The following is a 13,414-nucleotide window of genomic DNA, read 5'->3' as shown; positions in this document are numbered from 1 at the left end:
TCAATTGGAGATTACTTTGCACCCAGTTAAAATTAATTAAGTTAAATATTGAGTTAACCAAACATTAAAGATGAGAATTATAAAATTAGCTATTTTAATGATTGTTTTTGGCTTTTCGTTGAAAGCCCAAAATAGTCAATTAAAAACAAATTCAGGAGCGCCAGTGGGCGACAACCAAAACTCACAAACAGTGGGTTCAAATGGTCCAGTTTTATTGCAAGATATTCATTTAATTGAAAAATTAGCCTCATTTGATAGAGAGCGGATTCCTGAAAGAGTAGTACACGCTCGTGGTACGGGTGCATTTGGTGAGTTTGTTGCTGAAGATAATTTTTCTGCTTTCACCAAAGCTAATTTATTTTCCGCTAAAGGGAAAGTAACTCCGTTAGCGGTGCGTTTTTCAACCGTAATTCACGGAACAGGTTCACCAGAAACCTTGCGTGATCCAAGAGGTTTTGCTTTAAAATTTTATACAGAAGAAGGTAATTATGACATTGTTGGAAATAATCTTCCCGTGTTTTTTATCAGAGATGCTATGAAATTTCCCGATATGGTACATGCGTTAAAACCTTCGCCAGTTACCAATAAGCAAGACCCTAACAGATTTTTTGATTTCTTTTCTCATATTCCAGAGTCAACAAATATGTTCACTTATTTGTATTCAGATACGGGTATTCCTGCAACTTACCGTAACATGAACGGTAGCAGTGTTCATGCTTTCAAATGGGTTAATGCAAAAAAAGAAGTAACGTATGTAAAATACACATGGAAGACCTTACAAGGAGAAAAAAACTTAACGGTAAAGGAGGCTGAAATTCAACAAGGAAAAGATTTTCAACACGCCACAAATGATTTATATAATTCAATTGTTAAAGGTGATAATCCTAAGTGGGAATTATTCGTACAAATGATAAAAGAGACGGATATAGATTCGTTTGACTTTTCACCGTTAGATGCAACAAAGAATTGGCCAGTTGCTAAAATACCCTTAGTAAAAGTGGGAACGTTCACCTTGAATAGAAATGCAAAAAACTATTTTGAAGAAATTGAAGAACTTGCGTTTGCTCCTTCAGATTTAGTTCCTGGTATTGAACCATCAGAAGATAGATTATTACAAGGTCGTTTGTTTAGTTATTTTGACACTCAGCGTTACCGTTTAGGAATTAATTTTCAGAAAATTCCAGTGAATGCTCCAAAAAATTCTCCTGCAAATAACTACAACCAAAATGGTGCTGCTGATAATGCAGTAGTTAATTCGGATGTAAATTATCAGCCAAGTGTTGAAGCAAAAACTTTAGTTGAAGATAATACTTTTAAATTAGCTAACACTGCTTACAGTAACGCTGCCATTTCTCAGAAGAAAATTGAAAAGACTAATGACTTTGCACAAGCAGGAGAATTATACCATTCATACACGAAGGAAATGCAAGATAATTTAATCTCAAACATGGTGGGGGATTTGGGTCAGGTAAGAAATAAAGAAGTGCAGAAGAAAATGATTACGCATTTCTATTTAGCAGATAGAGAATATGGTATGCGTTTGGCAGCTGCATTAGGATTTACACAGGCTGATTTTATGAAGAAATAAGGCTAAAATTCGATATGAAAATTTTTAAATTTGTGTTTATTTTATTTGGATTATTTACTTTGCAAAAACAAGTAATAGCCCAAAAAAATGATGTCTACGATGTTTGTCGCAATGGAGATACCTCAGCCTTGAGAAAGATGCTTGCAGTAGAACCAACGTTAGTGAACGATAAAAAGTCAAATGGGTTTACGCCATTTATCATAGCTACCTACAATGGGCAATTTGAGATATCCAAAATATTAATAGAAGAAGGTGCCAACATCAACGCACAGGATAAATCAGGAAATACCGCATTAATGGGGCTATGTTTTAATGGCAATATTGACTTGGTCAAGCTTTTAATAAGCTATAAAGTTGATGTTAACTTATTAAATTACAATCATGCGACTGCACTCATATTTGCTTCAACATTCGGACACTCAGAAATTGTTCAAATGTTGCTAAAAGCTGGAGCAGATAAAACTATTAAAGACAATAATGGGAAAACTGCCCTCGACCAAGCAATAATGCAAGGAAATGACGGCGTTTCACAATTACTCAAGTAATGAATATATTTTGAGAGTCGCTAATCAATAAGAAAGGTAGTCTTTTGGCTACCTTTCTTTGTAATATTTAGATAATTCCCTCAGTCTCTTGGCTCTTGCCGAGTGACGCCCATCAGTAATCCCTCTGGATAAATAGTAAATTAAAATTAAAACAAAAGATATCTGAATCCCCGCCATTGTTATGGTTTACTCTGAGACGTATAGTCCGATAACACGGGCGAAAACAAAAACTCTCCATTCCAGTGATACACTCACCACGGTTGCGAATAATAATCAACATTAATTCTCTAAATAAATCTGCCATTCTGTCATATTTCTTCGTAAATTTGCCTATTAATTTACGATGCTGAAAAAATCATGAGAGACTTAGAAATACTTACAGAAACAGACAAAGAAGCCTTAGAATTGCCCCGCACAAGCGTAGAGGAGAATAATATTACGGGCAAAAGAAAATTATACATTGAAAGTTACGGTTGTCAGATGAATTTCTCTGATTCTGAAATAGTTACCTCAATTCTGCAAGAAGGTGGATACGCCACTACTGCCAATTTTGAAAACGCTGACGTTATCCTTTTGAATACTTGTGCTATCCGAGATAATGCCGAACAAAAGGTCAGAAATCGTTTGAATAATTTTGGCTATTTAAAGAAAAAACGTCCTGATTTAGTGGTAGGTGTATTGGGTTGCATGGCTGAACGTTTGAAAACGAAATTTTTGGAAGAAGAAAAACTCGTGGATGTAGTAGCTGGCCCCGATTCATACCGTGATCTCCCGAACCTCCTCAGCGAAGCCGAAGACGGACACAAAGCCATCAACGTTTTCCTTTCAAAAGAAGAAACTTACGCCGATATTTCTCCCGTCCGTTTGAATTCCAATGGCGTAACTGCCTTTGTGTCTATCATGCGAGGTTGCGATAATATGTGTTCGTTTTGCGTAGTGCCTTTCACCCGTGGTCGTGAGCGCTCACGAGATGTATATTCAATCATCAAAGAATGTCAAGATTTATTGGATAATGGCTATAAAGAAGTTACCCTTTTGGGGCAGAATGTGGATTCTTACAAATGGGTATCCGAAGATGGTTTGGAAAAAGTAAATTTCGCCCAACTTCTTGAAAGAGTGGCACTTATCAATCCAGTATTAAGAGTTCGTTTCTCAACTTCGCATCCCAAAGACATCACAGACGAAGTACTTTACACCATCAAAAAGTACGAAAATATTTGTAAATATATTCACTTACCTGCCCAAAGTGGTAGTAGTCGTATTTTGAAAATGATGAACCGCACCTACGACCGTGACTGGTACATCAATCGTATTGATAAAATCCGTGAAATTTTGGGTGAAGATTGTGGGGTTTCACAAGATATGATAATCGGATTTTGTACTGAAACGGAGCAAGACCATCAAGAAACACTTTCGTTGATGGAATACGTAAAATATGATTTCGGTTATATGTTTTCTTATTCAGAACGCCCAGGAACGCCCGCCGCCAAAAAATTTGTGGATGATATTCCTGCTGATGTGAAGCAAAAACGTTTGGCAGAAGTGATTGATTTGCAGTTAAAATTATCCTTAGAACGCAATAATCGCCATATTGGAGAAATTCAAAAAGTGTTGGTCGAAGGATTTTCAAAACGTTCAGAAGATTTTTTACAAGGACGAAACGACCAGAATAAAAAGGTAATTTTTGCCAAAGAAAATTCTAACGGTGTGGATTTCCGCAAAGGAGATTATGTGATGGTAAAAATTACTTCTTGTTCATCAGCTACTTTAAAAGGAGAGGCGCTAAAATAGATAATAGTTTTTCGATGCGACCGTCGCTCGGTTCGATTTTCGGAAACCAATTAGTTACTTAGCTTTTCACGAACATCAAAATTCGAGAATCAAACATCGAAACATAAATGCAAATTCAAGAATTACAATCCATAAAAGCTCGTTTCGGAATCATTGGCAATTCACCCTCTCTGAATCATGCCATTGAAGTCGCTGGACAAGTTGCCCCCACTGACATGACTGTGCTTATCACGGGCGAAAGTGGTTCGGGAAAGGAGTCTTTTTCTAAAATAATCCATAATCTTTCCGCCCGAAAACACGGTCAATTTATTGCGGTAAACTGCGGGGCAATTCCCGAAGGAACGATTGATTCAGAATTATTTGGACATGAAAAGGGGGCTTTTACAGGCGCAATTGATGCCAGAAAAGGCTATTTTGAAGTAACCGATGGCGGAACAATTTTCTTGGATGAAATCGCAGAAATGCCCCTGGGAACTCAAGCGAGGCTATTACGGGTACTCGAAAATGGTGAGTTTATCCGAGTTGGGTCATCTAAAGTTCAGAAAACCAATGTACGTGTCGTGGCAGCAACCAATATCAATTTAATGAATGCCGTGGAACGTGGAAAATTCAGAGAGGATTTATATTACCGACTCAATACGGTGCCAATTTTCGTGCCTCCTCTTCGTGACAGAGGCATGGATATTGAATTATTATTCAGAAAATTTACGACAGATTTTGCCGAAAGATACCGCATCAAGCCGATTCAATTAACGCCCGATGCTCAGCAAATTTTATTGTCTCAACGGTTTCCAGGGAATATTCGTCAGTTAAAAAACTTGGCCGAACAGATTTCAATTTTGGAAGTAGATGAAAGAATTATTGATGCCAGTAAATTGACCCATTATTTACAAATGAACAATGGACAGTCAATCAGTGGTAGCTTAATTCGGAGAAATTTGGAAGAAAAACAAGCGGATAATTTTTCAGAAAGAGAATTACTCTACAAGATTCTTTTTGATATGCGTAAAGACGTTACGGAGTTAAAAAAGATGTTTTTGGAGGTATTAAAAAATGGAGAAATAAGCCCCGAAATCATGAAAGGAAATGAAGGTTTATTCCAGAATTTAGAACCTGAAAGAGCATTTCAATATCCGCCAAATTCGCATCAACCCGAAACGAATCCTGCCCGTATTTTAAATGGACACAATAATTATCAACCAAGTCCTGAATTAACAATAATTAACTATAATGGTGAAAATCAAGAGAATAAAAATGGTTTTATAGACGTTACTCATGAAGCCGAAGAAGTATCATTCTCGCTCGAAAAACAAGAGAAAGATATGATTATCAGAGCTTTACAAAAAAATAAAAACAAACGGAAATATGCCGCACAAGACTTGGGAATTTCGGAAAGAACACTTTACAGAAAAATCAAACAGTATGATATTGAGGAAGAGTAATTCAATTGACAATGGACAATGGACAATTAATAATTTGAAGACGAGTTCCATCAGATTCATTTTTTATTTTTCACTATTCATTATCCATTGTCCATTGTTAATTAGTTGTTATACCTTCCGAGGAGCCAGTCTTGACCCTAATTTGAAAACGATTCAAATTCAGAATTTTCAATTTCAAACGGCTGGTGGACCGCCAAATTTAAGTTTGCAGTTTAATGAGAAATTGAAAGAATATTTTCAACGAAATACGTCTCTCAAAACAACCAATGTCAATCCAGATTTGATGTTTGAGGGAGCAATTACAGGTTTTACGGTTGAACCAAAGGCAGCATCGTCGGATGATAAAGGTGGTTTAAATCGCTTAACGATAACTATTTCGGTGAAATTTACGAATGCTAAAAACGATGAAAAAAGTTACGACCAAGAATTTTCTTTTTATCAAGATTTTGCTCAAACCCAAACCATCACAGCTGTACAAGGCGAATTAGTACCCAAGATTTTAGATCAAATTGTATTAGATATTTTTAATAAAACTGCGGGAGAATGGTAAGTAGATTTTGGATTTGTGATTTTCAATTTCGGATTTTACAAAATATCATAAATCAGAAATTTATTATCATGAATAAATCGTAAATCAAAAAAATGAACAAAGATATATTTTCCTACTTAACAGCCCATCCTGCCAATCTTTCATTGTCGGATTTAAAAACGGTTGAGGCTATTACAAAACAGTATCCTTATTGTCAATTGGCACATACCTTATTGGCAAAAGGCTATCATACACACTATGCGGAGGAATTGGCTTTCGAGAAGATTCGTCACGCTTCTGCCCATTCAATTAGTCGAAATGCTTTGCGTAAGTTGATTAATGGAAGTTTTAAAAATGAAATAAGTACAACTGCCCATCCAAAATTTGATTCAGAATATTTGCTTAAATTTACCGAAGCACCTGTAAATCAAATAACTAATTCAGCAGAAGATGACATTACAGCACAAACAGAATTGATTTCAAATCTTGATATGATGACAAACTCATCGGCCTTTGAAGATATCTTATTGGATGATATTGTACAAAAAAAGCAGTTACAAAATTCGATCATCGACAGTTTCTTGATGAAAGACCCTGGATTAATTAGAACGACCAAAAGTCAATTGGAAGCCATGGGCAAACAAGAAGATTTATCGGTCAATAGCGCCAAATTAGGAAAGGGAATTGTAACTGAGAGTTATGCCAAAATCTTAACCATGCAAGGGCGTAAAGACAAGGCAATTGAGGTTTATGAGAAATTAATTTTGAAATTTCCAGAAAAAAAGACGTACTTTGCAACCAAAATTCAAGAATTGGCATAAGTTATGTTGGTTAAAGAAATTTAACACTTAAATAGTTACACTAATTAGATTCTAACTTTCTAACTCTTTAACTTTATAACTTTTCAACTTAACGAAATCCTTAAATTAAACAAATAATAAACAAAATGTTCGGAGCAGTTATCGTAGTCATTTGCATTATTGCAGTATTATTAGTGTTTGTGGTATTAATTCAGAATCCAAAAGGCGGTGGTCTTTCAGGTGAATTTGGAACTGCTGGTGCAAGCCAAATGTTTGGCGTACAACGCACAGGCGACCTTTTAGAGCAAATTACTTGGGGTGGAGCAATCACTATTGCGTTGTTAGTGTTAGCAACAAAATTTATCACGCCTACTGAAACTGGTAGTGGTATTGAATCTTTGAACGTAGAAGCGGCAAAAGGTAAAACTGGAATTCCTGCAGCACCAGCAGGTGGTGGTTTAGGAACAAATCCAACTGCAAAGGATACATCTAAAAAATAATTTTAGTTTTTCGCAAAAAAGGAGTGCTTTAAAAGGCACTCCTTTTTTGTTGTCTAAATTTTAACGATAAGCAAGTACAGATCACCGAAATATTTGTAGAAATTTTGTAGGATTGTTTACAAAGCTAATCATCATCGAAATAGCGTATTAACTGTATTTCGGTAAAATCTATTCGTTTGCAAAACAATAATGAGTATGTCAATTCATGTTATGGCTTATTAAATAAATCATAATTTGTCAGCAAAACTGACAATTTTGCAGAATTTTAGGCTATGGCACAAAATATGACGAAGTTTGTATTGTGGAGGTTAGGGGTTAGGATTTACAATTTTGTGATTAACGTACTTTTATGAAATTCTAAATCCCAACCCTTAACCCCCACAAAAAACCTAAAAAATAATTTACAAATAAATATCAAAATCAATGTCAACAGTTAGTATTAAGCCTTTGGCTGACAGAGTTCTGGTTGAACCAGCAGCCGCAGAAGAAAAAACATCATTCGGAATCATTATTCCAGATACTGCCAAAGAAAAACCACAGAGAGGAATTGTCGTAGCAGTGGGTGCAGGCAAAAAAGATGAACCAATGACAGTAGCAGTTGGTGACACTGTTTTATATGGTAAATATTCTGGAACTGAAATCGCAGTTGAAGGAAAAGATTACTTAATTATGCGTGAAAGCGATATTTTCGCAATTCTTTAATTTAAGTGATTGGTTACTGGTTATCTGTTCATAATTTTAGCAGTAAAGCCATTTCCAAAAATATTTTTTTTAAATCAGTAAAATTTAGTTATCGGAATAAGTCTGTTAGTCTATTCTAAATCTAATAACTAAAAACTAATAACTCAAAAACAAAAAATGGCAAAGGAATTATTTTTTGACACGGATGCACGTGACAAACTAAAAAAAGGTGTTGATACCTTAGCAAACGCTGTAAAAGTAACGTTAGGACCAAAAGGACGTAATGTAATTATTGATAAAAAATTCGGTTCACCAACGATTACGAAAGATGGTGTTTCGGTAGCAAAAGAAATTGAATTAGAAGATCCAGTTGAGAACATGGGTGCTCAATTGGTAAAAGAAGTAGCTTCAAAAACGGCTGACCAAGCAGGTGATGGTACAACCACTGCAACTGTTTTGGCTCAAGCAATTTATACAATCGGTTCTAAAAACGTTGCGGCTGGTGCTAATCCAATGGATTTGAAACGTGGCATCGACAAAGCAGTTTTAGCGGTTGTAGCTTCATTGAAATCACAGTCAAAAGCCATTGAAACTTCTCAACAAATTGCTCAAGTTGCTACTATTTCAGCAAACTCTGATTTAACGATCGGAACAATGATTGCTGATGCAATGGAGAAAGTTGGTCGTGAAGGTGTTATCACTGTTGAAGAAGCTCGTGGAACTGAAACGGAAGTTAAAACTGTAGAAGGTATGCAGTTTGACCGTGGATATTTATCTCCATATTTCGTTACAAATACTGAGAAAATGGAAGTTGAATTAGAGCGTCCATTTATCTTGATTTCAGAGAAGAAAGTATCTTCAATGAAAGAATTATTGCCAGTGTTGGAAGTTGTTGCACAAACAGGTCGTCCATTATTAATCATCGCAGAAGATGTTGACGGTGAAGCCTTGGCTACTTTGGTAGTTAACAAAATCCGTGGTGCTTTGAAAGTTTCTGCTGTGAAAGCCCCAGGTTTTGGAGATCGTCGTAAAGCAATGTTAGAAGACATCGCAGTTTTGACAGGCGGTACAGTAATTTCTGAAGATCGTGGTTTCAAATTAGAAAACGCTTCGATTGAATATTTGGGACAAGCTGAAAAAATCATCATCGACAAAGACAATACAACGATTGTTAATGGCGTAGGTGACAAAGACGGTATCACTGCTCGTGTAAACCAGATTAAATCACAAATCGAAAACACAACTTCTGATTATGACCGTGAGAAATTGCAAGAGCGTTTGGCTAAATTAGCGGGCGGTGTTGCAATTCTTTATATCGGAGCAGCAACAGAAATTGAAATGAAGGAGAAAAAAGACCGTGTTGATGATGCACTTCATGCTACTCGTGCAGCCGTTGAAGAAGGAATCGTTGCAGGTGGTGGTGTTGCTTTCATTCGTGCAATAACAGCTTTGGAAGACCTACAAGGTGATAACGAAGACCAAACAACTGGTATCAACATTATCCGTCAAGCCATTGAGTCTCCATTGAGAACAATCGTTGCAAACGCAGGTGGTGAAGGTTCAGTAGTAGTTAATGCTGTGAAAGCAGGAAAAGACGACTTCGGATATAACGCTCGTGAAGATAAATACGAAAATATGTTGGCAGCAGGTATCATCGATCCTACGAAAGTAACTCGTTTGGCTTTGGAAAATGCAGCATCAATCGCAGGATTGTTATTAACCACAGAATGTGTAATTGCAGACAAACCAGCACCATCAGAAGCAGGTCACTCACACGGTGGCGGCGGAATGGGCGGAATGATGTAATTCTGATTCGTATTAGACATAAAAACTCCCCTTGAATTTTAGTTCTTGGGGAGTTTTTTTATGTAAAGAATTGCTTGACATTAAAGAATTATTTCTCATCAACTAAATACTTATCAATCCAATAATGAGCCAAATAAATCACTGGCGTAAGCAAAATAGCCGTGAAAAATTTGTATAAATAACTATTTAAAGAAGTTGAAACCCATTGTTCAACGGTCCAATTTCCAAATAAAACGAAGGCAATCCCAATCACTACAAAACTGTCAATTAATTGAGAAACTAAGGTTGAACCTGTCGCACGAAGCCAAATCTTTTTACCGTTCGTTTTGCCTCTGATGTAATGAAAAACGGAAGCATCCAATAATTGACTTAATAAAAAAGCCGTCAAAGAACCCGTAATAATGCCTAAACCTTGACGAAAAATTTTACCAAATGCTTGATTAATATTAAAATTGTCTGTGCCTTTATTGACTTCAATCCAAAAGTCGGCAGGCGCTAATAAAGTAGCACCATAAATCACAATAAAACAATAGGCAATAAAGCCAGCCGTTAAATAAGAAACCCGTTGAACACCTTTTTTGCCAAAATATTCATTGATGATATCCGAAGTAATAAAGACAAAAGGCCAGTTCAAGGCTCCAGCAGGTTGGTTTAAATCCCAAGTACCCATAAATGTCTGTAAATGAAGTGGTTGAAACCCAAAAGTACCTTCGACCGAGAATATTTTAACCCCAATAATCTCAGCAACAATGGCATTTGAAAGAAAAATTCCGAAGAGGACCACAAAAAGTTTAGTTCTTTTTGAATAAAGTAGCGAAGTATCAATCGTCATTACAGTCTATATTTAAGCAATTAATGAGTAAGGCAGTGAAAAAGGGGTATTTGTTCAGTGCAAATACCCCTCAGAAAAACAACTATTTTTTTTAAAAATTTGTTCAAGTTTATTAGTTGGCACTTGTTTACTTCTTCCGATTATTCTCAAAGTGCAAGGCAATTTTATCCATCGCTATGCCTAATTGTTCAAGATGCGGGAGAAAAACAATTCTAAAATGGTCAGGTTGTTTATAATTAAATCCGCCGCCACCAACGACTAAAATTCGTTGATCCTCTAATAAACTTAACACAAAATCACCGTCATTTTTAAAGTTAAATTGTTTTAAATCAATCTTTGGGAAAAGATACATTGCTCCCTTCGGACGTACGCAAGTAATACCAGGGATTGTAATTAATTTTTGGTGCGATAATTCCATTTGCTTGTATAAGCGTCCCGTAGGAGTCACCAAATCATCAATAGATTGATAGCCTCCTAAAGCGGTTTGAATACCATATTGTGAAATAACATTAGAACATAAACGCATCGAAGCCATGAACGAAAGTCCTTCGATATAGGATTTTGCTTTATGCTTTGCGCCTGTCAAAATCATCCAACCACCCCTAAAACCAGCCGCACGATAATTTTTAGACATTCCTCCCATCGTAATTATTAACGTCTCTTCCGACATTCCAGCCGTAGAGTGATGTGTAGCGCCATCGTATAATATTTTATCATAAATTTCATCAGCAAAAACAATCAATTTATGTTTTTCTGCCAAACGTACAATTCCCTCCACAATATCTTTTTCATATACTGCCCCCGTTGGATTATTGGGATTAATTAATACAATTCCACGAGTTTTTTTGGTAATTTTTGATTCGATATCTTTTAAATCTGGATTCCAATCCGACTCTTCATCACAGACATAATGAACGGGCGTACCGCCGGCAAGCCCCACTGAAGTTGTCCAAAGCGGATAATCTGGTGAAGGAATTAGGATTTCATCATTTGGATTTAATAAAGCCGTCATGGTTAGCGCAATCAGTTCGCTTACACCATTACCAATAAAAATATCATCTATTTCAATATTCTTAACCCCACGACTTTGATAATATTGCATTACGGCTTTTCGAGCTGCAAACAACCCACGAGAATCAGCATAGCCTTGGGCATTACGGATGTTCATAATAATATCGTGAATAATTTCATCGGGTGTTTCAAAACCAAATGCCGCAGGATTTCCAATATTTAAAGAAGTAATTTTATAGCCTTCACGTTGCAATTGAAGGGCTTTTTCATAAACTGGGCCTCGAATATCGTAACGAAGAGAATCAAGTCGAGAGCTTTTTAATATTTCCATTTTAAAGATGGTTGTTTATTATTTTGAATTTTTCCAGAGAAATTAAAATTAATGATTAGCTTTTCGGAGAAAAAATTTCTGAAATTAATGAAAAGAAAAATCAAAAAATCAAAAAGGCAGAAGAAACAATGTTTTTCTTCTGCCTTTTATAAAATAAAACAATTATTTATAAATATAATGCTAATTTAACGCTTTTTGTCAAACAATTGTTCAAAAAGAAAACTGACCGGCTCATTTTGGTTTTTATACGTAAGTTGAACAAATTTTGCCCGTAAATTTGATTCCAAAAATACACCACCACGCATTGATTGACTGGGCAAAAGTGTAGAAGTTCTAAAATTCTCTTGCGACCAAACCATCCCTTCTCTATTCAATCTATCCATTTTAGAATAATAGCTTCCATGGTCAACAATTCTTTTAATTTGAGCAACTTGTACTACCGTCTCGCCCACTTTTACTGCCCTCCAAGCACCTTCCGACCGTCCAGAACTTCCAGCTATTAATGCCACAATTCCCCCAACGAAAAGAAATGTATTTATCACTCTCGCTCGCTTAATTTTTGCTTCTTGATTTGCCATTTCACGCTCAATAAAATTTACCTGCTGTTGAGGTTCAATGCCCTGATAGGAATAAATATATTTTCCATCTTCAGAAACAAGATTTTGTTGATTTTCATCCAGTGGAACAAAAGTAAAATCTTTAGGGGAAATCGTAAGTGACTGATTTGTATTATTGAAAACTTCAACGTCAAAAACCATATATTTCTCAAAACGGCCATCATAGGAAGCCACTACTTTCACTCCTCCTTTTTCTTGTTTAACAATTTCTTTTCCTCCATCCCAAACTCTTTCATGGTCAATGGGACGTAATCGCATCACGCTTGTCGTAGAACAAGAAAGAATTACACCAGCAAAACTCAGAAATAGCATTAATTTAACCTGCCTCATTTTTTAAATTTTTATACTTATTACACTGAAATTATACAAAAGACACTCAAAATTAATAAAACCCTCATTTATAAATTAAATTATTCAAAAAATATTTCACTTGTAAGTGTATAATAACTACCTGTTTTTCAAATTAATACACAGTTATTAACAGAAAGTCATAAAATAAATCAACTTTTTTTATCCAAACGACTTGCATCTTTATTTAAAAAAAGCGTACCTTTGCACAACCTAAACACAACAAGAGTATCGAAAGAGAAACTAAATGTGTTAAGGAGAGTTGCCTGAGAGGCCGAAAGGAGCCGTTTGCTAAACTGCCGTACCTCACAAGGGTACCGAGGGTTCGAATCCCTCACTCTCCGCAAAATTGATAGAAGTAAGTTCATTATTTCAATTTTGTAATAGGTCACAATTTTCGGGGTGTAGCGTAGCCCGGTATCGCGCCTGCTTTGGGAGCAGGAGGTCGTAGGTTCGAATCCTGCCACCCCGACTAAAATAGTTATCATTTATTTGATAACTATTTTATTTTAAAAGGTTCCGTAGCTCAGTTGGATAGAGCAACAGATTTCTAATCTGTGGGTCACAGGTTCGAATCCTGTCGGGATCACTAA

12 protein-coding genes and 3 tRNA genes are annotated in these 13,414 nt (G+C 36.0%); 12 read left to right on the top strand and 3 right to left on the bottom strand.

All coding sequences use genetic code 11. From position 1 onward, the window contains the following. Positions 1-70: 70 nt before the first annotated feature. The 9 genes from AC1W31_RS11590 (at position 71) to groL (ending at position 9,682) form a co-directional block, all read left to right on the top strand. Positions 71-1,588 carry a catalase gene (locus tag AC1W31_RS11590; RefSeq protein WP_481734607.1) on the top strand — a complete coding sequence of 506 codons (1,518 nt, stop codon included), beginning with the start codon at positions 71-73 and terminating at the stop codon, positions 1,586-1,588. Between the two features lie 14 nt (positions 1,589-1,602). Continuing rightward, positions 1,603-2,133, top strand: coding sequence for an ankyrin repeat domain-containing protein (locus tag AC1W31_RS11585; protein ID WP_481734606.1), 531 nt, complete (start codon positions 1,603-1,605; stop codon positions 2,131-2,133). Positions 2,134-2,490: 357 nt separating this feature from the next. Then, complete coding sequence (gene miaB / locus AC1W31_RS11580; protein ID WP_481734605.1) at positions 2,491-3,924, top strand: tRNA (N6-isopentenyl adenosine(37)-C2)-methylthiotransferase MiaB; 1,434 nt, start codon at positions 2,491-2,493, stop codon at positions 3,922-3,924. Positions 3,925-4,031: 107 nt separating this feature from the next. Beyond that, positions 4,032-5,366 (top strand): sigma-54 interaction domain-containing protein, encoded by a 1,335-nt coding sequence (locus AC1W31_RS11575; protein WP_481734604.1) that lies wholly within the window; start codon positions 4,032-4,034, stop codon positions 5,364-5,366. After that, positions 5,347-5,916 carry an LptE family protein gene (locus AC1W31_RS11570; protein ID WP_481734603.1) on the top strand — a complete coding sequence of 190 codons (570 nt, stop codon included), beginning with the start codon at positions 5,347-5,349 and terminating at the stop codon, positions 5,914-5,916. Before AC1W31_RS11575 ends, AC1W31_RS11570 begins: the two co-directional genes overlap by 20 nt. Before the next feature lie 92 nt (positions 5,917-6,008). After that, positions 6,009-6,716 carry a hypothetical protein gene (locus AC1W31_RS11565; protein ID WP_481734602.1) on the top strand — a complete coding sequence of 236 codons (708 nt, stop codon included), beginning with the start codon at positions 6,009-6,011 and terminating at the stop codon, positions 6,714-6,716. A 125-nt stretch (positions 6,717-6,841) separates the two neighbouring features. Next, a complete protein-coding gene (gene secG, locus AC1W31_RS11560; RefSeq protein WP_481734601.1) occupies positions 6,842-7,195 on the top strand; it encodes a preprotein translocase subunit SecG in 354 nt (117 codons plus the stop codon). Between the two features lie 423 nt (positions 7,196-7,618). Next, a complete protein-coding gene (locus AC1W31_RS11555) occupies positions 7,619-7,897 on the top strand; it encodes a co-chaperone GroES (protein ID WP_481734600.1) in 279 nt (92 codons plus the stop codon). A gap of 156 nt (positions 7,898-8,053) precedes the next feature. Next, positions 8,054-9,682: a chaperonin GroEL gene (gene groL / locus AC1W31_RS11550; protein WP_481734599.1), complete on the top strand. Its 1,629-nt coding sequence runs from the start codon at positions 8,054-8,056 to the stop codon at positions 9,680-9,682. Between the two features lie 88 nt (positions 9,683-9,770). On the opposite strand, the gene AC1W31_RS11545 is transcribed toward groL, so the two are convergent. The 3 genes from AC1W31_RS11545 to AC1W31_RS11535 form a co-directional block, all read right to left on the bottom strand. Then, a complete protein-coding gene (locus tag AC1W31_RS11545; RefSeq protein ID WP_481734598.1) occupies positions 9,771-10,514 on the bottom strand; it encodes a queuosine precursor transporter in 744 nt (247 codons plus the stop codon). Positions 10,515-10,641: 127 nt separating this feature from the next. Further along, positions 10,642-11,856, bottom strand: coding sequence for a pyridoxal phosphate-dependent aminotransferase (locus tag AC1W31_RS11540; RefSeq protein ID WP_481734597.1), 1,215 nt, complete (start codon positions 11,854-11,856; stop codon positions 10,642-10,644). Positions 11,857-12,041: 185 nt separating this feature from the next. Beyond that, the gene (locus AC1W31_RS11535; protein ID WP_481734596.1) at positions 12,042-12,803 is read right to left on the bottom strand and encodes a hypothetical protein; all 762 of its coding nucleotides are present in this window, start codon (positions 12,801-12,803) and stop codon (positions 12,042-12,044) included. A gap of 274 nt (positions 12,804-13,077) precedes the next feature. Here AC1W31_RS11535 and AC1W31_RS11530 point away from each other — a divergent pair. The 3 genes from AC1W31_RS11530 (at position 13,078) to AC1W31_RS11520 (ending at position 13,410) form a co-directional block, all read left to right on the top strand. Then, positions 13,078-13,165, top strand: a tRNA-Ser gene (locus tag AC1W31_RS11530). A 54-nt stretch (positions 13,166-13,219) separates the two neighbouring features. Next, a tRNA-Pro gene (locus tag AC1W31_RS11525) sits at positions 13,220-13,293 on the top strand. A gap of 43 nt (positions 13,294-13,336) precedes the next feature. After that, positions 13,337-13,410, top strand: a tRNA-Arg gene (locus AC1W31_RS11520). Positions 13,411-13,414 lie beyond the last annotated feature (4 nt).

It is taken from the genome of Arcicella sp. (assembly GCF_964672035.1).
The sequence above is the reverse complement of the archived record's forward strand: the minus strand, read 5'-3'. Positions and strand labels throughout refer to the sequence as shown.